Annotated in this window: 23 protein-coding genes and 2 pseudogenes; 6 read left to right on the top strand and 19 right to left on the bottom strand. The window is 33.0% G+C overall.

Going from position 1 to position 20,840, the window contains the following annotated elements; genetic code table 11:
* Positions 1–43 precede the first annotated feature (43 nt).
* The 7 genes from CD30_RS16555 to CD30_RS16525 all read right to left on the bottom strand — a co-directional run bounded on the left by CD30_RS16555 (position 44) and on the right by CD30_RS16525 (position 5,063).
* Entirely contained in the window at positions 44–427 is a 384-nt protein-coding gene (locus CD30_RS16555; protein ID WP_036179378.1) for an AAA family ATPase, read from the bottom strand.
* A gap of 395 nt (positions 428–822) precedes the next feature.
* The gene (locus tag CD30_RS16550) at positions 823–1,152 is read right to left on the bottom strand and encodes a DUF6678 family protein (protein ID WP_036179376.1); all 330 of its coding nucleotides are present in this window, start codon (positions 1,150–1,152) and stop codon (positions 823–825) included.
* A gap of 156 nt (positions 1,153–1,308) precedes the next feature.
* Entirely contained in the window at positions 1,309–1,605 is a 297-nt protein-coding gene (locus tag CD30_RS16545) for a hypothetical protein (RefSeq protein WP_036179374.1), read from the bottom strand.
* Positions 1,606–1,729: 124 nt separating this feature from the next.
* Positions 1,730–2,086 (bottom strand): hypothetical protein, encoded by a 357-nt coding sequence (locus tag CD30_RS16540; RefSeq protein ID WP_036179372.1) that lies wholly within the window; start codon positions 2,084–2,086, stop codon positions 1,730–1,732.
* Between the two features lie 379 nt (positions 2,087–2,465).
* Positions 2,466–3,473, bottom strand: a complete 1,008-nt coding sequence (locus CD30_RS16535) for an LCP family protein (RefSeq protein ID WP_036179369.1) — start codon at positions 3,471–3,473, stop codon at positions 2,466–2,468.
* Complete coding sequence (locus tag CD30_RS16530) at positions 3,463–3,990, bottom strand: sigma-70 family RNA polymerase sigma factor (RefSeq protein WP_036179365.1); 528 nt, start codon at positions 3,988–3,990, stop codon at positions 3,463–3,465. Before CD30_RS16530 ends, CD30_RS16535 begins: the two co-directional genes overlap by 11 nt.
* Before the next feature lie 470 nt (positions 3,991–4,460).
* Positions 4,461–5,063, bottom strand: a complete 603-nt coding sequence (locus CD30_RS16525; RefSeq protein ID WP_036179362.1) for a hypothetical protein — start codon at positions 5,061–5,063, stop codon at positions 4,461–4,463.
* 369 nt (positions 5,064–5,432) lie between these two features.
* On the opposite strand from CD30_RS16525, the gene CD30_RS20205 reads away from it, so the two are divergent.
* Together CD30_RS20205 and CD30_RS20365 are read left to right on the top strand one after the other, a co-directional pair.
* Positions 5,433–5,576, top strand: coding sequence for a hypothetical protein (locus CD30_RS20205; protein ID WP_156962315.1), 144 nt, complete (start codon positions 5,433–5,435; stop codon positions 5,574–5,576).
* 122 nt (positions 5,577–5,698) lie between these two features.
* Entirely contained in the window at positions 5,699–5,836 is a 138-nt protein-coding gene (locus CD30_RS20365) for a hypothetical protein (RefSeq protein ID WP_170215869.1), read from the top strand.
* Between the two features lie 5 nt (positions 5,837–5,841).
* Here the strand turns inward: CD30_RS20365 and CD30_RS16520 are convergent, their stop codons facing one another.
* From CD30_RS16520 to CD30_RS16505, 4 genes are all read right to left on the bottom strand, one after another.
* Entirely contained in the window at positions 5,842–6,159 is a 318-nt protein-coding gene (locus CD30_RS16520) for a hypothetical protein (RefSeq protein ID WP_141096071.1), read from the bottom strand.
* Positions 6,156–6,998 (bottom strand): site-specific tyrosine recombinase/integron integrase, encoded by an 843-nt coding sequence (gene xerA, locus CD30_RS16515; protein WP_036179355.1) that lies wholly within the window; start codon positions 6,996–6,998, stop codon positions 6,156–6,158. Before xerA ends, CD30_RS16520 begins: the two co-directional genes overlap by 4 nt.
* A gap of 201 nt (positions 6,999–7,199) precedes the next feature.
* Positions 7,200–7,613, bottom strand: coding sequence for a hypothetical protein (locus CD30_RS16510; protein WP_036179352.1), 414 nt, complete (start codon positions 7,611–7,613; stop codon positions 7,200–7,202).
* Between the two features lie 242 nt (positions 7,614–7,855).
* The gene (locus tag CD30_RS16505) at positions 7,856–8,155 is read right to left on the bottom strand and encodes a hypothetical protein (protein WP_235802080.1); all 300 of its coding nucleotides are present in this window, start codon (positions 8,153–8,155) and stop codon (positions 7,856–7,858) included.
* A 431-nt stretch (positions 8,156–8,586) separates the two neighbouring features.
* Between CD30_RS16505 and CD30_RS16500 the strand changes: the two genes are divergently transcribed.
* A complete protein-coding gene (locus CD30_RS16500) occupies positions 8,587–9,822 on the top strand; it encodes an IS110 family RNA-guided transposase (protein WP_036179346.1) in 1,236 nt (411 codons plus the stop codon).
* Positions 9,823–10,138: 316 nt separating this feature from the next.
* On the opposite strand, the gene CD30_RS16495 is transcribed toward CD30_RS16500, so the two are convergent.
* From CD30_RS16495 to CD30_RS16475, 6 genes and pseudogenes are all read right to left on the bottom strand, one after another.
* Positions 10,139–10,489, bottom strand: a complete 351-nt coding sequence (locus tag CD30_RS16495; protein WP_036179343.1) for a thioredoxin domain-containing protein — start codon at positions 10,487–10,489, stop codon at positions 10,139–10,141.
* A 391-nt stretch (positions 10,490–10,880) separates the two neighbouring features.
* Complete coding sequence (gene gshAB, locus CD30_RS16490; RefSeq protein WP_036179340.1) at positions 10,881–13,145, bottom strand: bifunctional glutamate--cysteine ligase GshA/glutathione synthetase GshB; 2,265 nt, start codon at positions 13,143–13,145, stop codon at positions 10,881–10,883.
* 60 nt (positions 13,146–13,205) lie between these two features.
* Positions 13,206–13,628: pseudogene (locus tag CD30_RS20600) on the bottom strand (alpha/beta hydrolase-fold protein); the annotation flags it as partial.
* Between the two features lie 111 nt (positions 13,629–13,739).
* The gene (gene gfa / locus CD30_RS16485) at positions 13,740–14,321 is read right to left on the bottom strand and encodes an S-(hydroxymethyl)glutathione synthase (protein ID WP_036179337.1); all 582 of its coding nucleotides are present in this window, start codon (positions 14,319–14,321) and stop codon (positions 13,740–13,742) included.
* A gap of 21 nt (positions 14,322–14,342) precedes the next feature.
* Positions 14,343–15,182 (bottom strand): S-formylglutathione hydrolase, encoded by an 840-nt coding sequence (fghA, locus tag CD30_RS16480; protein ID WP_036179334.1) that lies wholly within the window; start codon positions 15,180–15,182, stop codon positions 14,343–14,345.
* Positions 15,183–15,186: 4 nt separating this feature from the next.
* A complete protein-coding gene (locus tag CD30_RS16475) occupies positions 15,187–16,302 on the bottom strand; it encodes an S-(hydroxymethyl)glutathione dehydrogenase/class III alcohol dehydrogenase (RefSeq protein ID WP_036179331.1) in 1,116 nt (371 codons plus the stop codon).
* Between the two features lie 125 nt (positions 16,303–16,427).
* Between CD30_RS16475 and CD30_RS16470 the strand changes: the two genes are divergently transcribed.
* From CD30_RS16470 to istB, 3 genes are all read left to right on the top strand, one after another.
* Positions 16,428–16,796, top strand: a complete 369-nt coding sequence (locus tag CD30_RS16470; RefSeq protein WP_036179328.1) for a winged helix-turn-helix transcriptional regulator — start codon at positions 16,428–16,430, stop codon at positions 16,794–16,796.
* 346 nt (positions 16,797–17,142) lie between these two features.
* Complete coding sequence (istA, locus tag CD30_RS16465) at positions 17,143–18,648, top strand: IS21 family transposase (protein WP_036179326.1); 1,506 nt, start codon at positions 17,143–17,145, stop codon at positions 18,646–18,648.
* Complete coding sequence (gene istB, locus CD30_RS16460) at positions 18,645–19,364, top strand: IS21-like element helper ATPase IstB (RefSeq protein ID WP_036179323.1); 720 nt, start codon at positions 18,645–18,647, stop codon at positions 19,362–19,364. Before istA ends, istB begins: the two co-directional genes overlap by 4 nt.
* Before the next feature lie 703 nt (positions 19,365–20,067).
* Here istB and CD30_RS16455 read toward each other — a convergent pair.
* On the bottom strand, positions 20,068–20,454 hold the full coding sequence (locus tag CD30_RS16455) for a DUF6262 family protein (RefSeq protein WP_036179320.1): 387 nt from the start codon (positions 20,452–20,454) through the stop codon (positions 20,068–20,070).
* 22 nt (positions 20,455–20,476) lie between these two features.
* Positions 20,477–20,840: pseudogene (locus CD30_RS20360) on the bottom strand (tyrosine-type recombinase/integrase); the annotation flags it as partial.

Here is a 20,840-nt window from a genome sequence, read left to right as displayed (position 1 = left end):
TGGCTCAAAGTTCCGCACAAGTGGCTTATTTAGGATGCAATATTCAATTGGGGAAATTAGCGATTAAAAATGTTTCTTTAAGAGAGCCATTTTTATAAACTTTATGTATTTCTAATTCAAGATTTTGATTTAACAAATACTCATCTTTTAAGGAAGTAGGAACACTACTATCAACAATTATTTCCTCAGGATAACCTATGAAACTTACACCGATTACAGTTTCTATTGAATCAGAGTCAACATTTATATCTGACTTTTCCATTTTAACGATGTTCTTCCCATCATTAAAAAATATGTCTAGAGCTTCAAGTAATGTTGATTTTCCAGCATCATTTTGTCCTACAAAAGCTGTTAAATTGTTTAAGGTAGTTTTTGTTTCTTGTTTATAGCCACGGAAATTTTTAATATAAATACTACTAATTTGCAATTCAATCACTCCTTTATTATAAAATAATTATACATTATTGGGCATAACTTACATTATACTATCAACATTTTACTATTATGGGTTTCGTCGGCATTTTGACAATTCACATGTTAATGGTACAAACATTGTTATATCAAGGTTTAGGAGGGTCTTATCAATAGAGCCTCAATCTATAGATATTGGAGTTAATAATTGTAGCTTTGAAATAAAGTTTGTTCAAAATATCCAACAAATCAGCATTTAACGGTAAATAAAAAGAATCCATTTTGAAAAAAAGATTGATCAAAATGGATTCCTTTTCAGCAGATTTAAGTTTTGTTTTTATAAAATGTTTGATTATCTTCTAACTACTATGATCTTCAATAATAGCGCCCGATAGTGGAAAATCGGAATAATTAAAGATAGTCAATATATCTTCCAGTTTCAACATAGCCATAAACTCTAATTACATTATCAAAAACCTCTCCAGGAACGTGAATTTTATTAAGTATTTTTAATACATCATTCCTTATCTCATCGGTTTCTGCTTTAATCTCCAACCATTCAATTGTTTCAAATTCGCCCAACTTAAAATGATAATACCATTCCCCATCCCATGGGCAAATGTAGCCTGTTTCAATGTCTTTTGTTCTCCATAGTTGATCGATTGGATAATTAAACATAGCTTCCCTAATTTCTTCCCACTTTGTATTAGTCATTACTTGCAGGTATTGATTATATTGCATTCATTTAACCTCACTACTTTAAACAATTTTATAATTTATTATAGGTATTCTTCTTCCAATAAACCGCTTTGATTGTATTATTTCATTAAATGAACCTTTAAAAAAAGAAGGAGCACAATTCTTGCTGCAGAATTGCGCCCGATTACTGAATAACGATCAATTCTGTTCCCATCTTAAATAGGCCCAAAACTGTAACATTTCCATTTTTAAAGGGTGTCTATAATTTAAATATTCCTCTTTAACGTCCTTAATTATGGGAAAATCAGCTATTACTTCAGTACAGGCAACGTTTAATATTTCTTTTTCTTCCTCAGTTGGTTCACCATCAAAATAGCATTTCCAATACAACGTTTCGTTTTCTAATTTTACTGTTAATCCTCTTAATTTGTTTGGTATAGAACCTAAAAGGGAGTAATGAGAACTAATAATCAATTCATTCAAAGTTGGAACCATATTAACACCTCTATTTATCCATTCATGAAGAAAAAGTACCAATTCTGCTGCGGAAATGCGCCCAATTGTTGAAGACTATTAATTTAACCTTATTAGAAAAGCACATAATAGTACAATTAAAAATCTATTTAAAAACCAAATAATCTCCATTATCTTGTTTGGCTAAAACAATATCTGGATTCCCTTCTACTGAATAAATTTCAGTTCCATAATCTAAAAAATTTGAAGTAAGTTCAACAGTTGGTCGCTTTTCTACATCTGTTTTCTCTTTGACTGTACCAATGAGTTCTCCAACTTCAAGCCCCAATTCATTAGCTATTTCAAAACCAGTGTTCAACACCTCACCGCTAACAAATATTTTTGCAACATATGAACTGTTTGAACTCGTTTTTACGGCCGTTGTATGATTATTACTATTCGTTTCTGTTGAACAACCAGTTATTAAAAGTAGAATAAAAAACACTAAAGTAGCTTTTATCATTTTTATTTAAAACCCTCCTTTTAGTTGAATTTATCTTGAATTTTTTAGTAATACTACTTTTAAATTAGTCTGATAAAATGTAAAAATGTTACAGTTTTTCTTAAACATCTGACCCTTTCAAGTAAAAAAGCGCAAATCCATCTTCATTGCTATCAGATTAATAAATTCAAAGTGTAATAGACAAGTCCTTTTTTAGAGTTTAGCCAAAGTTTTCTACTAGAACAAAGCATTTCTCTTAAATATCTAATGCCTTTAAGTTGTTGATTAGAGAACATCCCAAGTGAAAATTTAATTACACCAAACATTTATATATTGATCTACAACTCTTGCGTTTACGATACGGTAACGATTTTTGATGTGAATTTTTTTATATTTCCGTTTAGTTAAATGTTGTTAATTCCTCTGAAACTGAATTTAAAAAATCTTTTTCAAACTTAATAAAGTAAGCCCCATTTATACTTATGTCTTTCCCTCCATCGATTAATGATACCGATTGGATCAATTGAATTTCCATTTTATTTTCTAACAAATTTTCAATTGGAAGATTTCCTTCTATTTTAGTAGTAAATTGTTTTAATTGTTTTTGTGGTAATACGTTTATTGCTTGGTCTATAACTGCATTAATGAGGTTTACTTGATCTTCTCCATCCAAGCTTCTTCCATATGTAGCATCCATCATTAATGCCAGAACCTCTTCTCCATTCAAACGATTCTTCCCCTTTTTGAATTCAAATGCCACTTGAGATATAGCCCTTACTTGAATATCTTCTTCCAAGTCGTATTCTATACCATTCACTGAATCAATCATTGTTGAAAAGGTATCTAAATCAATGGCTGCATAATAATCAATTGGTAAATCAAATAGCTTAGAAACTGTTGCTCTTACACTTTCACCTCCAGCTCCTCCCGAACCGTAAACATAAGCATGTGTCAACTTATCATATGAAGTAGTTCCATCATTAACCAATATCGGTGCATACGTATCACGAGGAATCGATAGAACTTTCATCATCTTTTTATCTTTACTATAAGTAAGTAAAAGGTTAATAGGTATTCTATTATTCTCATCTTTCACCGTAAATAGAGTGGTAAAATATTCGTCTTCTTGAGATACTACTTCACTAGCATTACTTTCGTTGTTTCCGTTATTAGAATTACCATGAAGAATCGAGGGAATAAACAAAAATATACACAAGCCAACCACTGCTAAAGAAGCTGTAAGAATGGAGAATTGTTTTGAAATAGAAAAAGGAGATTTCTTTTGTGCATGATGATTATTCTCCAAATTATTAATTTGTTCAAACACTTCATTACGGTCTTCTTTCGTAAATCTTAATTCTTGTTTAGACATGTTATTAAATTGATCTTTTATCCGTTTATCTTCCATTAAACTCCGCCTCCTTTATCATCGACTCCAATCTTTGTTTTGCTCTTCTTAATCGAGTTTTCACTGTATTAACTGGAATATCTAAAACGTTAGCAATTTCCTCAGTATTTAATGAATCATAGTAGTATAGATAAATCACTTCCCGATACACTTTCGGAAGAGAAAAGATATTCTCTTTCATTTCTTCGTTAGTATATTTATCGATAACTGTTTTTTCTGTTGATGGTAATATTGACCTTGCTGTTTCACTTATAAAACTTCTAACTTGTACCTTTTTATAATTCCAACTTTTCAAATAATCTTTACATTCGTTAATGGTTATACGGTAGAGCCATGTTTTTATTTGTGCATCAAATCGAAACGTATCCAGGTTTTTATAGCATTTGATAAACGTATTTTGAACCATATCCTTAGCAATTCCTGCATCTTTCACATAAGTAAATGCCAATCGTACTAACTCATTACCATATTCGATCATTATTTTTTCTAATATAAAATCTTTTTCTTCTCTGTCCAATCTACTACCCTCCCTTTCAATCAACTTCAAATTCTGCTATTAGACGATTATCAGTTCATACTAGGTTCAATTTTAAAAAATTTTATTTTAATAAAGATTCTCTTCTAATCGGCACTTAACATTTAATTGATTTTTATTAATAGCTCGTATAAATGCATCCATACAATTATAATTGAAATACAAAACCTGTATCTTAGATTATTAATTAATCATAGATACAGGTTATTGTTTAATAATTATTCCTTTTTCCGCTAAAATGACCCTACTATACAGTATTGACTTTCTACCATAACCAACAGTTAGCAAAGATACTAAAAGTTCCAGTTTTATTCTTAGTAGAAGTATTAAATACAGGTAATCGTTATCTACCGTTACATAGAACAATGATAAAAGGTTAAATACATCAATGTTTTATTGCTGATACTGTACACAAGCCCCGTTACTCAATCTTTTTTCAAAGTGGAGGGATGTCACTTAATAAAATCTGCTTTTAATAGATATACAACGTCATATTTCTCTAATTCATTAATATGACCATCAACATCTTGATAAAAATCGGCGGTAAGCGAATTCATAATTCCATCTTTCGAATAACAAATACTTCCTAATACTACTTCTCCTTCAATAAAAGTGTTCTCTCTTTGAAAGGGAGCCCACACACTTGACATATCATCTAAATCTAAACCATTTAAGTTTGGATCAAAGGCACTTTCCGAACTAACGCCCCCCTTACTGCTAATTGCAATATTAAATGTAGGTTGCTTTTGGATATAGTTTGTTTTGGAAGTGGTAAAGATAATAGAGCCATCTCCCTCTACCTGCATCGTTAAATCGCTTATTTTATCCTCAACCAAATTTCCTAATTCATATTTTTCTATCCATACAGTTACTTCTTCGTATTCTTTGTCTATATTGAAATCAAATACAAATGATCCGCCTGAACTACTCGAAAGAATTGCATTTTCTCTGTCTGTTAATTCAGCAACAGAAATTGTATTTGAATTATTACCTTCACAAGCACTTAAAATAAATAACAACAGAGCAGATATTAGTATTGTAAGTGTTCTTTTCATTTATATTCCCCCCTAGTTGCTTTTTAACATTCCTTATTAATCTTTTTATATTTTAACATAAATATCCAATTCCCTTTATAGGTTGCTCCACAATATGACCCGATTGCGAAATATTATCACTTTTGTTTGTCCTAAAGGTCTGCTAACAAGCACATCGATGCTGAAGCATCGTGTCATTGTTGCATCTCGCTTCCCTCTAAATTCCAAGCGAACGATAGTATTCTATTAAACCTATTAAAATATAAAAATATCTACATATTGTATATGCAAAAAATCTACCCACAATATGTTGTGTTATTTATTTATAGGCTTTATAATGAAATCAGGGGAATTTTTACTAGAAAAATATAATAGAAAGGAGAGCTGTGTATGGTGAAAGGTTTTAGTAAAGCAAAATTAAATAGTGAAATTCGTCGTGCCGAGAATAAAATGAAAACAGAATTAAATAAGGCACAACGTGAAATCAATAGAGAAATTAATAAGTTCGAAAGACAAATAAAAAAGGGATTCTAATGTGCAGCAACACATAGAACCCCAAGAAATTATTGTATGACTTTATCATAACCGTATTCAATTTGAAATAATAGAGTATATATGTTCTAATTTCCCCTAATAGTGAAATGGAGTGAGGTTAAATGGCTAAATCTAGTTCTCGTAAAACTTCAAGTGCAAAACTAGCTACAAAAGCTTCTAAAGTACTTCAAAGTAAAAGCTCCAGTAAAGTAGCAAGATCTTTAGCTGGTAGTGTATTAGCACAAGCAAAATCCAAATAAGAAGTTTAGTATTTAACAAAAAAGTATGTTTTGATATTCAAAACATACTTTTTTACCGCATCCTCTGATATCAAACTTGCACTTTCTGAAGTTCTTGTACTCTGTTTACCATTTCCAGAGTTATAGTAATAGACAACATATTTCTCTTGATTGTGTTTAAAAGTTTCTTTTTCTTTAACTACTACATAGTAAGAATACTGTGTACGTGTAGAATCATAATACCCATTTAAAGAAGTTGTTAATAATGCATTATAAACACCTACACCTAGAGAAGTTAATAATACTCCAACTGCTACGATAGGCGCTCCCCATACCATAGTCAAAAGTATTTACTATAAAAATCCTGTCTTAGTTTTCCGCTTAGTTGAGCATATATTTTTGTCGTCTCACTCTTTTCATGACCCAGTAAACTTTGGATCACATCAATAGGCGCACCGTTATTAATCATTTGAGTTGCATAACTATGTCGTAATTGATGGGGATGTATACTCTTTTTTATCCCTGCTCGATTTGAAATGCGTTTTATAATGTATCTTAGATTATCAATACTCATACGCCTTTTCGGCCTTCTGTCCGTAATAAATAAGTAAGGATCTTTATCATCTCGTTCGTCTAAATACCTTTTTAACCAAATTGAACAACGAGTATTAAAGTAAACTTCTCTTTCTTTATCACCTTTTCCATGTACAATAACTGAATTCGTTCGAAAATCAATATCATCGCGATTTAATTTTGCAACTTCCCCAATACGGCAGCCAGTCGAATACATAAACTCAAATAGCGCATTCTCCATTGTTGTTTGACAAGCTTCCCTTAGATGTTCTATCTCTAATTCTGAGAGAAACTTTGGAATCCTTTTACCTAATTTTGGCTCTTTCAATTTAGCTGCAGGATTTTTTAGAATATAACCCTCTTCATGTGACCATCTAAATAGTGATTTTACACAACGGATCCTGTGGCCTAAACTGGAAGGCTTTAAATGAACTCCTGACTGTATTAAATATTCTTTTAATTTCTCCGTAGTAAATGCGTTCATATCAATATCCCCAAAAAAGCGCAATAAGAGATTATATTGAAAACGATATGTTTTTAATGTAAGTGATGAATATCCCTCGATTTTTTTATCTAGTTGATATTTTTTCCACGCTTCAGATAATAACATACGACTATCACTCTCCTATTATTTAAATCTATTAATCTAAATTCTATTATGTTCAAGGATAGTCTTTTTCATACGAAGTTATATTCAATAATCTAAGATATTAATAAGTTTCTGAACTCTAAGTAACCCTAAAACATTAGAAAAAAAGCCCTTTCCTTGTTTCCTGAAAAGCGCCCTTTTGTTGAGTAATGGTAATAATTCTTATGAAGATAAATGTTTGTAATCTAAAATTTTAATTTCAAATTGATGATTACATTTCTGCTTATTAATCTTCTCACTATCACAGGATGGCGATATTCTTACCTTAACTAAATCTTCTTTGACATCATCATTAAGGTTTTTCGGAGGGATCTCAATTCTTACAATCACATCATAGGAATGATTGTCATTGTAAGTAATACCAATAATCCTTTTCCATTGCCAGTCAAAAAGATTCTCTCCGCCATACTCTTTGATTACTCTTTTATCAATAGTTGGGAATATGATGTCTAAGATAATGTCCTCTGCTGTGACATACATATCTTCTGCTTCTGGATTAGTTTCTGATTTAACAATTTGCGTAGGAATAAGAATAATAAATACAAATCCTAGTAAGACTAAGTATTGCTTAATCATCGAGTTTCACCTCAGAATTTTGTTTAATTCTTATTCTTTGCATATTGTAATTTTTTATTAATTTAACTTTGTCCTTTAATGAAACCAGACGTATTTCTTAGAGAAACGCGCCCGATTGTAGTTTAACTAAAATAGTGTCTCAGTCTTTAAAATTAATTTATTCTTCTTTCACTAAAGCACCAGTGGAAACAACTATAAGTGGCAGTCTGTTGATTTATACAAAATTAAAAATAGAATTTGTTCTATGAGGTAGAACAAATTTGGGCTTCAACTATTTCAACTTTCCCTTCTTTATTAACGCTATCTTTCCCACGTTCACAGTTATCTTTTATTTCCCATTCTATGTAGTATTTATTATTCTTCAATTCAACTGAAAGTATTTCGGTTTTACCATTATGGCTATAATGATTATCTAACACAATTTGTTTTGCTTCATCTTCTGAAATTACATTTCGAATATTAGTACAGGCTCCTAATAATATGACCGAGATTATGACAAATACTCTAAAATACACTCCAACACCTCTACGATTCTGCCTCATTACTTCAACTCTTGATTCCATATTCCATTAGGCTTTGAACACCCGAATACTTTCTGTTTCAGTTTCCACATAAACTCACTTAAATTTTAACAAAAATATCCCGATTCCTTTATTGATCGTTATTCAAGATAATGATCCTTAAAAGCCAAAAGAACGCTGATTCCTCAAGAATCGCGCCCGATCGTATTATAAGGTCAGCCAGAAAATATTTCTGGTTGACCATTTTTTATATCGATATATGATAACTGTAGCCGGGGTAGAACGTTTGCGCCCGTGGGGCTACGACCCCGTCCGCAAAACAGTTCGCCCCCTACTTGTAGAAACATGTTTGAGGCTGGTTGGGACATTGATCTCGTATAACAAGCGAAGCTATGACACTACAAAGAGGATTTAGGGGTTACCGGCAAGTTCATTTTGAAGGAGGAATTATAATGAATCCAGTCATTGGTCTGGATGTAGCGAAAGGTGAAAGTCAGGTTCAAGCATACTTGGAAAGAAAGAAGCCCTACAAGAAAAGTTTCAAAGTAAAACATGATCTTGATGGGTTAGCTAGTTTATTAGATTTCATTAAAGAATTAGAAGATATTTCAGGAGAACGTCCCCCTCTTGTTCTGGAATCAACGGGGCATTATCACACACCAGTTGTTCAATATTTTGAGGACAAAGGCTATTTAATCATTATCGTAAACCCACTCATCTCTTATAAAGCAAAAAGTTCTAGTTTGCGAAAGGTAAAAACAGATATTATTGATGCCAATCACCTCTGCGAGCTGTATTATAAGGAGGATTTAGAGCCTTATAAAAAGCGTGGTATCCAACTAACGAACTTACGTCATCTTACGAGACAGCACGATAATGTTACAGGCATGTTTGTACAAACTAAACTACAATTCCAGGCGGTTTTAGATCAAGTTTTCCCTGAATATACTAATGTTTTTGGAGACCTATATTCGGATGTTTCTTTGAAAATACTACATGCATTTCCTACTTCAGAGGATATATTAAAAGCCAATATCGAAGTATTAGCAACTAAAATAAAAGAATTCTGTAATTCTCGATCTTTAGAATGGGCAAACAAACAGGCTGAAAAGCTAATGACTGCAGCAGCTCAAAACCCTTTTCAGAAGGCCCTGTATTCTAGTCTTTCCCTAAGCTTAGATATGTATATTAATATGCTCTTTGAATATAAAAAACATCTATCCATGCTTGAAAATGAGATAGATGCTTTAGCAAATAGTATTGAGGAATCAAAGATTATCCGATCAATTCCCGGTATCGGCGAAAAAATCGCTGCCACAATAGTTTCTGAAATTGGGGAAATTGAAAGGTTTAATCATCCTAAGAAACTAGTCGCATTTGCCGGTATTGATCCAAGTGTCTTTGAATCTGGTACATTCAAAGGTACTTATAATCGAATAACCAAAAGAGGCTCTAGCAGACTACGGCAAGCTTTGTATATGGCCGTTAAATGTGCTATTCGTGACTGTCGAAAGCAGAAAACAACGGATGAAATCCTTCCTCGTAATAAGAAATTAAGGGCTTTTTATGATAAAAAGCGGGAAGAAGGAAAACCATTTAGAGTAGCTGTAATAGCTTGTGCAAACAAACTCTTACATTGGATATATGCACTATTAAAAAGCAAAACTGCTTTCCAAGACTTAGCTTGATTTAACAGATTAACCAAGTGACCCTGAACTTTCCAAATCTAATTTGGACGGTTATTTGGTATGCACAAATTTAGTATAACATGATAATTTTATTATTTTTAATGAAAATTATTGACAACTATTAGCTGGTTTAATGAAATTGGGCGCATTCCTTATTATAGAAATGCGCCCTATCCTGGAATAACGGCCAGCTTCTATTAGCTGGTTTAATTGAATAACACTATTTATCTAATTAGATTTTCAAATCAATATATGGCTTGGTAGTTAAAAATGTTTCCAGCACATTGCTGCAGACACTTGTTACTTTGGAATTGAATTATTTATTCATAAAAGCTGTGATTTCTTCTTCTGGCACGGATGAATCGCATTTCACGTTTACTGTGTCACCATTAGTATAGATAAAACCAGGAACCGTTGGAATGTCGTATTCATTACGAAAGGCAGCAATACCTTCCATATCAGATTCTTCCACACTATTAACGTAATAGATATGAGTATCAGTTTCTTCAGCAACTTTTTTTAGTTTTTTAACAAATTTTTGACAATAAGGGCATACAGACTTGCCAATATAGATAACGGCTTCTCCTTCCCCTTTTATCAATTCCTGTGCTTTTGCGGAATCAATTTTTTCAAAACTAGCTACAATTTCTTCATAAGTAGAAATCATCTCTCAATCTCCTTTCTCAAATGTCATTATTATGCAACGGTGTGTAATTCCTCAAATAAATTACGCTTACATGTTTGAATGTTGAACCTTATCATAAATAGATGTAAAACACAAAATTAAATCTTAATCAAATTATTAAGAGACTGAAAACGTAAAAATATAAATTCTTTCGCTTATTGTGGAGAAATATATAGATTCAAACGATTTTATATCTATATTTTAAGCGTCAGAAAATATATACATAATATTTTAACAATATTATTTTAACCACGTCCTTACTCAACGGGGTTATGCATGTTTAAGATTTGAACAGTAAATAACTTTATTGTCATTCAATAGCTTACTGTTGTAAATCAAAGTTTTGGAAGGGGTACCCCTAATTTATTGACTCCTAACTTTGTAATAGTTCAGGGAATAAATAATGTATGATATGCATAGTTAAACGTCGAGATTTTCCTTTATATGGATAAATATGCATATACATTGATGGATTAAAGTTCGCTTCAATAATTCCATAAGCGTTTTTATTCGTCGCAGGAACATTTGTATCTTCAATAATCAAATCGATCCCACAAATTTTAGCTCCAAGTGCAGCTACTGCATCCACTGCGATTTTTTTATAATCATCCGGAATTTGATCGGTCACATCAATCGAGTCTCCACCTGTACTAATATTGGAGTTTTCACGCAGAAAGATGATTTCATCCTTTTTAGGAATCGAATCGATTTGATATCCTTGACCTTTAAGCATAAGTTTCTCCAATTCACCTAACTGGATCCTTTCTAAAGGTGTCCGATGGTCGCTTCCTCTTAATGAATCGTTATTTTTTTGATTGACTAACTCTTGGATTGTATGTTTACCGTCACCTTTAACATTCGCAGGAATTCGTAATAAAACAGCATAAACTTGATCATTTATCACAAAAAATCGATATTCTGTTCCTTTAATAAATTCTTCTATTAATATAGTATTGTCTTCTTTAAATGCTAAGGTGATTGCTTTATGATAATCTTCTTCATTTGCGCCTTCTTTGAAGATCGATATTCCTAACCCATAGTTTGTTGTTTTCGGCTTCACAACAAAAGGTTTAGTGGAAAAGAAATCATAGGAACGTAAAGCTTGTTCGATTGTTTGAAACTCCTCACCCTTAGGCACTCGGAATGCATGTTGGTGAAGAATTTTCTTTGTTACTGTTTTATTCTCCATAATTAAAGTGGATACATAATTATCTACACTTGTCATATTTCCATTTTTTACATATTCAACATGATCTTTTAATTTCAGCTTCAAAAATTGATCCTGTCGATCCAAAATTTCCACTTGGATTCCTTGTTGAATCGCATCAAACATTAAAATCTGAGTCGACAACTCCATATCAGTAAATCCTGTTAATTGATAGGGCTTATCCCATGATTTTTTATAATTTTCTTTAGCAATTGACGTAGCCACTTGACATTGACTGCTTTTTCCACTTTCTTTATAAAGTCTTCCCGCTAAAGTCTTACTTGGGTCCATTAGCATTTCTCTCAGATGAATAAATAACGTATCTGAAATTGGCAAATCTAAGATTTGTACTAAATGTTCCATCTCATCAATCATATTTTCAGCATCTTTTTTAAACTTTGTATGCTCTAATGGGTGTTCAAGAGCCACTACATCATTGTAGTAATCGCCCATTTTTACCCACTCATCACAATTTTCTCCTTCATCTTTCCATAGTAAATAAATTAAGAAAAGATGTAGAAATTCTGCTTGTTCATAGCTAACTCCATACGTTTCAAAAGGATTTAAATCTATATTTCGCAATTCAATATAATTAATACCGTGAACCGCTAAATCTGAAACCTGTTGTCCGCCTCTTAAACGGACAGGTGAATAAAATTCTTTTTCTTTTGATAGAAGCCCTCTTTTAACCATTAATGAAAGATCGGATAGATAGTTCTGTATACTGCTATATGAGACTTCAACACCAGCAGAATTTGTATAACCATACTTACTGTTTCTAATGCTTCTTACTGGTCCATTCAAAGAATCTTCTTCAAAAAAATTTTTTTCACTACTAGGAGAAGCTCCATAAAAATATGTGACTAACCATCGATAGTGTATGTAGTTTCTTGTGGCTTTTAGATAAATCTCTGTTTTAAAATGGTGAAAATCTTTAATCTCTGATTGAGCGTTAAATAATGCTCGAATGAGCTCATCGCCAAATTCAAAGTTAAAATGAACACCACAAATCATTTGTTTACGACGGCCATAAGTATCGGATAAAGTTTGGCGATATAAAACATTTTCAACATTTTTCAATTTTGCAATCACTATATTTTCTTCTTTTTCTGGTAACTGTGGCGGCATGCTTAATGGCCAAAGCATTTCATTTTTACCCATAGATCGATAAGCAACATCATGGATCGCTGCTAAGTAATTAAACAGTTCCTCTAATGTGTTAGAAACAGGTGTGATGATTTCCATCTGTAATTCTGAAAAATCCCGCTGAATATACGGATGTTCATCTCGCAGCGAAATACTTTTAGGATGATCCGTTTTAGCTAAATTTCCGGATAAGTCAACCCTATTACTTTCTTTTTCAATCCCATATCGGGCATTTAATAAGTATGGTTTAACATGGTCATTGACTAACATTTTTTTAATATCCATAGTAATTATCCCTCCCAACCTAATTATTTTTATAACTATTTCTTAATTTTTGTTAATAAATTACCTTAAGTACTTCATATGGAAAGCGAAATGTTCATTTAGAAAAATAGCAATAAAGAAATAGCTATGATTATAACCTTCCATTTTCTGATAATTTATTGTTTGATTATTTTCCCCTAAATAAGAGGTAAAAGCTTTTATTCCCCATAGGACTTGGCAGGGACTTTAAATAGGAGAAAAGGCAGAAATTGCTTTGAATCGCGACGTATTTTTCATGCCACTCACTAAAGCAACATGGACCGCTCATTGAGTGGTCCATGTTGCTTTCTTCTCCTAAAAATTTAGTACTAAAGTTGACGCAATGGCATCTACTAAATACGTATACATTTTATAATACTTTGCCCATGGGTCTTGTGTAGCATTTAAATAAAAACCTGCGCCTTTTCCAAGATTCCATGCTTCATCTTCTTGAAGGCATCTTCCGAATGTTTTCTTATATTAATATAGGACTATGGAAGAATGCAAAAAAATAAGCTTGTTTTTATTTGAGATCAATTTCCGAATAGGGTTTTCTTGAAATTTATTACATATAGCTTAATCTCTATAAGTCCCTTTTAATTTAGCTACTTGGATTGAAATTAAATCCATTAACTCAGGTGACAAAACATCATAAGTAGGCAGGCCTAGATCATCGTGTAAAGTGTTTCTAATTTCACTCATTTTTGAAGCTGGTGTTCCTGTTTCAATTATTGAAGAAACAAACGCTGCAAATTTAGGTGCTGACCAACCTTTTTTGTCAGATAATTCTGTGTGTACAAAATCTAATCCATTAAATGCGTGGTCCTTATTTTCGACTCTTCCAAATAAGTGAACCCCACAATCTTTACATTCATGACGTTGGATTAGCGTTGATTCATCGACAATTTGTAATTTATCTTCATTTTTTAAAACTTTAACATTTTCACTACCGACAACGGCTACAAGAGAAAAAATCGCACCTTCTGGTTTCCAACATTTAGAACAGCCGCACGCATGGTTGTGCATAGTTTGTGCCTCAACGGCTACTTCTACAGGATTATTTTCACATAAACATTTTAATGTTCCACCAGAAAAATTGGAGTCTTCTTCATAACGATATCCATTATCTAATCTTGGGTGAAGGGAAATTTTTGACATAAAATACATCTACCTTTCTTGTTAGTACTTATTTAAATAGTTTTTATGAAATTTAATATGATCTTCAATAAATGATGCAATCGTAAAGTAGCTATGATCATAACCTTCAACTTTTTGATAATTCACTTCTTGATTATTTTCTTTAGCATTATTTAAGAAAATAGTTTCTTTCAATTGTTCTGGATAAAACTCGTCTTGAGTTCCTTGCATAATGAGAATAGGTGGAACGCTAGTTTCTTTGACCAGTTCTGAAGCATCCCATTCTTTCCAGGAATTTTTGTCTTCACCTAAATAAGAGGAGAAAGCTTTTATCCCCCATGGAACTTGACTAGGGCTTAAAATAGGAGAAAAGGCAGAAATTGCTTTGAATCTCGTCGGATTTTTCATGCCTATCACTAAAGCACCGTGGCCACCCATTGAGTGGCCCATTATGCTTTCTTCTCCTGAAAAATTTGGTACTAAAGTTGTCGCAATGGCTGTTAATTCATCTACTAAATACGTATACATTTTATAATGCTTTGCCCATGGTTCTTGTGTAGCATTTAAATAAAAACCCGCACCTTGTCCAAGATCCCATGCTTTATCATCAGCAACATTTTCTCCACGCGGTGAAGTATCTGGAATAACGACTGCCACTTGATATTTTTCAGCATATCTTTGAAATCCACTTTTTTGACTAAAATTATCGTCTGTACAAGTTAAGCCAGATAACCACCAAATAAGAGGGATTTTTTTCATTTCTTTATTTGATGGCAAATAGATACTAAATATCATATCACATTGTAAGACTTCCGAGTAATGGCTGTACTTACAATGTTCTCCGCCGAAAGAGCGATGTTTTTCAATAAGTTTAAGACTCACTTTCTCACTCTCCATATGTTAAAATCGTACGAATCGACTCGCCCTTATGAAGTAAATCAAACGCTTCATTTATGTCCTTAAAGCCTAAGTGGTGTGTGATATAAGGATCTAAATCAATTTTACCATCCATAAACTCTTCAACCATTCCAGGTAGTTGAGTTCTTCCTTTCACTCCACCAAAGGCAGATCCACGCCATACTCGACCTGTTACTAATTGGAATGGACGAGTGTGAATCTCTTTTCCTGCGCCAGCTACACCGATAATCGTACTTTCGCCCCAGCCTTTATGACAGCATTCAAGAGCAGATCTCATTACTTCAACATTTCCAATACACTCGAAGCTATAATCGACTCCTCCATCCGTCATTTCAACGATGACTTCTTGGACTGGTTTATCAAACTTAGCAGGATTTACAAAGTCAGTTGCTCCCATTTGTTTAGCTAATTCAAACTTATCCTCATTTAAGTCCACAGCAATAATTCGGCTTGCTTTTGCTTGAACCAACCCTTGAATTACAGCTAATCCAATAGCACCTAAACCAAATACGGCTGCCACAGCTCCTTCTTCAACTTTTGCTGTGTTGTGTACAGCACCAATGCCTGTAGTAACACCACAACCAAATAGGGCAACTTTATCAAGTGGGGCTTCTTGGTTAATTTTTGCTAAAGAGATTTCAGGAACAACAGTATATTCACTAAATGTACTTGTTCCCATGTAATGATAAATAGGCTCTCCATTGTAGGAGAAACGTGTTGTTCCATCAGGCATTAAACCTTTACCTTGAGTTTCTCTTACGGCACTACATAAGTTTGTTTTACCGGAACGACAGAATTTACATTCTCCACATTCAGCCGTGTATAGCGGAATAACATGATCACCTGGTTTTACTGAAGTCACTTCATCGCCTACAGCAACGACAACACCCGCACCTTCATGACCTAGTACAGCAGGAAATACGCCTTCTGGATCATCACCTGATAATGTGAAAGCATCTGTATGACAGACTGATGTATACAGTATTTTTACTAATACCTCTTTTGCTTTTGGTTCTTCTACATCGATTTCAACGATTTGAAGTGGTTCTCCTGGTTTAAATGCAACAGCAGCTTTACTTTTCAATTGAATACCTTCTTTCTTTTGTTTTCTAATTTACTTTAACCATAATTACATATTATAATTCACTGAACAATACTGACGTTTTTGTCACTATAAACAAAATAACAACAGAGAAGGGATCATAATATATGGAAACCCAATATAAAGAAAAAACTTTTTTTACTAGCAAAGATTTGGCTTTATCAGTGATAGGTGGACGATGGAAAATAGCGATCATATGGTGTCTGCTCCAACAATCCCCATTAAGGTTAAGCGAAATACAAAAATACCTTCCAGATGTCAATCAACGTATGTTAATTAGACAATTAAGGGAATTAGAAGAGGATAAAATAATTACTAGATATGTTTACCCGGTTGTCCCTCCTAAAGTGGAATATGAACTAGGTGAAATTGGTTTACTTCTCGAACCCGTGGTAACTTCCATTTGTGATTGGGGAGATAATTTTAGAGAATATTTAGAAAAAGACGTGAATAAAAATCAATTGAATAAAATTTAAGTCGATTTTGATTAGTTATGACTAGTAAAAACTCCGCATTCAGTTTATTCAGCACTTTACTATTATATTTTAAGCAAATATGCAAAAGTCTATACAAAGACTGCTATCAATCCATCTCCTTGAAAATCGATAAAATTGTTAGGATAACGGAAGGAATCGAATAATAATACGCTAATTTCTTATGTATACGCTATACTGTTTATGGCATCATAAAAATGTAAGCTATGGCATTTAATTTGTGCAGAAGGGCCGTAGGCCCTGCACAAATTAAAAAACCACTTGTCAACATTCCAAAATACACATACACTTCCTGTTGGGACAAACAAGCGCAGGAGGTATTAAGGAGATGTTGGCAGTGGCCGAAATTAATTATATCAGACATGAGGTAAACAAAAAAGACAGTAACTATTCGGAGATTGGAAAGAGACTTGGAAGAGATCCTAGAACAGTTAAGAAGTATGCAGAACAGGATGATTTTAGTCCTGTAGAAAAAATCAAACAAGACAGACCATCTCCAGTGATGGATCCTATTAAACATATAGTAGATGAATGGTTACTAGAAGATTTTAAACAAAAGAAAAAATTCCGTAGAACTGCAAAGAGAATTTGGGAGCAATTAAAAGAGGAATTTGATTTTAAGGGTTCTGATCGAACAGTAAGAAACTACATATCCCAACGAAAAAAAGAATTGTTAAATGAAGCGAGTCAAGCAGCATTATCGCTAGAGAGCAAACCTGGGTCAGCCCAAGTGGATTTTGGAGAAGCTCCGTTTAAATATCAAGGGGAACAGATAACTCTACCCTATCTGGTTCTTTCTTATCCATATAGTAATTCATTTTATTTTCAGGTATTCCCTGCTCAAAACAAAGAGTGTTTTTTAGAAGGATTAAAGCGGATTTTTCACCATATGGGTGGTGTTCCAAAAACAATTAGATTCGATAATCTTTCAGCTGCCGTAAAGAAGATATTGCCAAATGGCGAACGGCAGTTAACAGAGGAATTTCAGAACTTCGTTCTACACTATGGGTTCGAAAGTGAGTTTTGTAATCCTAATAGTGGGAATGAAAAAGGTCATGTGGAAGCAATGGTGAAGTATGTGAGAAACAATTATTTATTGCCTGGTCTACACGTACTGAACTTAGACGAACTTAATAAGACATTGTGGGAAAAAGCTGAGAAGGATCGTGAGAGAAACCATTATGAAAAGGAATCTTTCATCTCCCAGCTGTTTGAAGAGGATCGGAAAGCCTTTTTGGTTTTACCAAGTAAGGAATACCAATGCATCAGATACGAAACAGTAAAAGCCGATAAGTACGGCTATATTAAAGTGGAAAAAAATCTATATTCTACTTCACCAAGATATGCTTTAAATAAGGTTCTAATTCGTATTTCATATAATTCGATTGATATTCTTACAGATGATTATCAACTAGTCGTTAGCCATGCGCGACTCTATGGTCAATATAGAAAATCGATTAATTGGCAGCCATACTTAAATCTAATGGCCAAACGTCCAATGGCACTTAAATATACTAGTTTCTATGAGCAGTTACCACAAGAGTGGCAAACGTATTTTAATTCATGTACTTCTTCTGAAAAATCAGAGGCCCTGAAGTTATTAGGTACAGTGATGAAAGATTATGATTTTAGTAAAATTACTGAAGCGCTGAAGATTGCATTAGAGCATGGTCATCCTTCGGTTGAATCAATTAAACAAGTATTCTACCAACTAATTAATGGTCGAGGGATACGCGAAGAAGTACATCTCCAAAAGTCATTGCCTATTATGCCGGAGGCTACTAGAGGTCTACAGCATTATAATCAGCTTCTAAAAGGAGCTGAAATAAATTGAGTACGCAGATTCAAGAATTCGCTAAACGATTGAAATTAAGTTGGATTAGAGAGCATTATCAAGAGATAGAAGCCACATCAAATGAAGAGTATTTACTGAAGCTTTTTGAAAAAGAAATTGAGCAACGAGAAGAACGAAAAACAAATCTTTTACTTACACAAGCAAGCTTACCTAAAGTCAATGGGAAACCTTTTGATTGGAAGGACATTGTCCTAACAGCAGGACTAAGTAGTGAAGACCTATTAAATGGAGTATTCATGGAGCAGCAAGAAAATCTAATTTTCTATGGGGGTGTAGGTGCAGGTAAAACCTATTTAGCTACGCTAATTGGATTGAATGCCATACAAAGGTATGGCAAAGCTGTTAAATTCTATACAGCGGCATCATTAGTTAATCGATTATTAGAAGCAAATGAAAAAGGTAATCTCAATAAGCTTTTTAAGCAAATAGAGAAATTGGATCTTTTGATTTTGGATGAGTTAGGTTACATTCCTCTTCACAAACAAGGGGCTGAATTATTGTTTCAGGTTATTTCGATGTGTTATGAAACGAAAAGCATCATAATCACGACAAACCTTCAATTCGGTCAATGGAATCACGTTTTTGGGGATCCAATATTAACGGAGGCAGTAATTGATCGACTCATCCATCATTCGCATTTGATTGTATTTAAAGGCGATAGTTATCGTTATAAGGAGTCAATTATTCAGAATTAAATTTCGTTGGCAAGTGGTTACATTTTTGATTGCCGTTTAATGCATTTTTTGCTTGCCAAATACACTATACACAAAAAAGGGGAAACGATTCTCAAATGATGGGTTGGAAACATTCAAAAAGCCACGAAACGCATTCATATCAACGTGCTTCGTGGCTTTTATATATTATTACTCAAACCTTTCTTTTCCCCCTTTTTCGTGTAAGGAATTTTTCCCGTGAGTTCAAATTTTCTGATAGTTATTCTTAATATAGCAATTTTCCTAAAGAAAAAGCTCAATCTATATTGCCCTGATAGTAATTCCAATAATAAATATTATAGCTAATACAATAACTCGTTTCTCATTTACTTATCTCTTTATTGACAATGGCTTGTTCTAACCTGACCGATAGTTAAGTCTTTAAAAACGCACCTAAATTTTAACTAAACTCCTATTCTATAAAGAAATTCACCGATTGAATACATTATAGATGTAAAGGGTAGTACAACAAAATAAAAAACCAAACCGCAACTTGAATGCAGGATTAACAGCTGGATTGACTCCAGTAGCAAAACTTTTAAGCTTTAGAAAGAGTTAAGGTTAAAAAATTCACTGTAAAAGACCTTGTTCCAGAATCGGGAGCTTATATATAGTATCGTGGAAAAAAATGAGGTTCTATCGAACCTCATTCAATGTTTACATGTAATTAAAGATATGGATAACTTTAATTTATTTCATTATAAATTGCTGCCCAATCGACCTTTAATTGTTCTTTCAATTTCTTATTTTCCTCTTCGAGATGCTTCACTTTCTTTCGAAGTGATTCAATCACCACATCTTTAGAGGAATCTGTCATATTTCGTTTAACTTGATTTGGTGTATCCAATTTTTCTTCCTGTTTTCTTAATGTTTCAATTCTAGATCTAATCTCGCTGTATTTATATAAAAAAGGCTTTGAAACTCCTGATTTTACTGATACAGAATTAAAATTTATCTTCTCTTTCTGCTTAATCATCTCTCTAATGGTGCTTTCAACCTTTTGCTTTGTTTTTTGCTTCTTTTCTTCAATACTTCGAAGCAGTGGTTCTGTTTTTGGATTTTGATTTGCCATTATATTTCATCCTTTTCTATGTTCAGTTTCTCGCTTCTCTTTTTGTTTTAGGAAGTCCATAAACCCCACCATTATTTATAATTCCATCTCTAATTTCTTTATACTTTTTCAACTTTGGCTGAATAATTTCAATTGACCTGTTTCTACCTGACTTTTGATATATCTCAATATCCGATTCAATTTTAAGAATTTGATCGTTATAAAAATCCAGGAACGTATGATCGACATGGAAACTGCGACAGTTGTTTTTTATACAAGGTGGTTCTAAAGTTTGTTCCAAAAAGTCGCAATTATTTTTGGGACTTTTAATACAAAAACCGTGATCTAACCGAACGGAATCCAAATTATGGCGTAACCATTCTAACTCTAATCCATTTTGATCTGCT

Source organism: Ureibacillus massiliensis 4400831 = CIP 108448 = CCUG 49529, from assembly GCF_000772965.1.
Classification (GTDB): domain Bacteria; phylum Bacillota; class Bacilli; order Bacillales_A; family Planococcaceae; genus Ureibacillus; species Ureibacillus massiliensis.
Note: the sequence above shows the minus strand (reverse complement) of the source record. Positions and strands in the feature narration are given on the sequence as shown.

Excerpts from the sequence above, each read along its gene's own strand:
- CD30_RS16550 (WP_036179376.1), bottom strand. The coding sequence starts at position 1,152 with ATGCAATATAATCAATACCTGCAAGTAATGACTAATACAAAGTGGGAA.
- CD30_RS16545 (WP_036179374.1), bottom strand. The coding sequence starts at position 1,605 with ATGGTTCCAACTTTGAATGAATTGATTATTAGTTCTCATTACTCCCTT.
- CD30_RS16540 (WP_036179372.1), bottom strand. The coding sequence starts at position 2,086 with ATGATAAAAGCTACTTTAGTGTTTTTTATTCTACTTTTAATAACTGGT.
- CD30_RS16535 (WP_036179369.1), bottom strand. The coding sequence starts at position 3,473 with ATGGAAGATAAACGGATAAAAGATCAATTTAATAACATGTCTAAACAA.
- CD30_RS16525 (WP_036179362.1), bottom strand. The coding sequence starts at position 5,063 with ATGAAAAGAACACTTACAATACTAATATCTGCTCTGTTGTTATTTATT.
- CD30_RS20205 (WP_156962315.1), top strand. The coding sequence starts at position 5,433 with ATGGTGAAAGGTTTTAGTAAAGCAAAATTAAATAGTGAAATTCGTCGT.
- CD30_RS20365 (WP_170215869.1), top strand. The coding sequence starts at position 5,699 with ATGGCTAAATCTAGTTCTCGTAAAACTTCAAGTGCAAAACTAGCTACA.
- xerA (WP_036179355.1), bottom strand. The coding sequence starts at position 6,998 with ATGTTATTATCTGAAGCGTGGAAAAAATATCAACTAGATAAAAAAATC.
- CD30_RS16510 (WP_036179352.1), bottom strand. The coding sequence starts at position 7,613 with ATGATTAAGCAATACTTAGTCTTACTAGGATTTGTATTTATTATTCTT.
- CD30_RS16505 (WP_235802080.1), bottom strand. The coding sequence starts at position 8,155 with ATGAGGCAGAATCGTAGAGGTGTTGGAGTGTATTTTAGAGTATTTGTC.
- CD30_RS16500 (WP_036179346.1), top strand. The coding sequence starts at position 8,587 with ATGAATCCAGTCATTGGTCTGGATGTAGCGAAAGGTGAAAGTCAGGTT.
- CD30_RS16495 (WP_036179343.1), bottom strand. The coding sequence starts at position 10,489 with ATGATTTCTACTTATGAAGAAATTGTAGCTAGTTTTGAAAAAATTGAT.
- gshAB (WP_036179340.1), bottom strand. The coding sequence starts at position 13,145 with ATGGATATTAAAAAAATGTTAGTCAATGACCATGTTAAACCATACTTA.
- gfa (WP_036179337.1), bottom strand. The coding sequence starts at position 14,321 with ATGTCAAAAATTTCCCTTCACCCAAGATTAGATAATGGATATCGTTAT.
- CD30_RS16470 (WP_036179328.1), top strand. The coding sequence starts at position 16,428 with ATGGAAACCCAATATAAAGAAAAAACTTTTTTTACTAGCAAAGATTTG.
- istA (WP_036179326.1), top strand. The coding sequence starts at position 17,143 with ATGTTGGCAGTGGCCGAAATTAATTATATCAGACATGAGGTAAACAAA.
- CD30_RS16455 (WP_036179320.1), bottom strand. The coding sequence starts at position 20,454 with ATGGCAAATCAAAATCCAAAAACAGAACCACTGCTTCGAAGTATTGAA.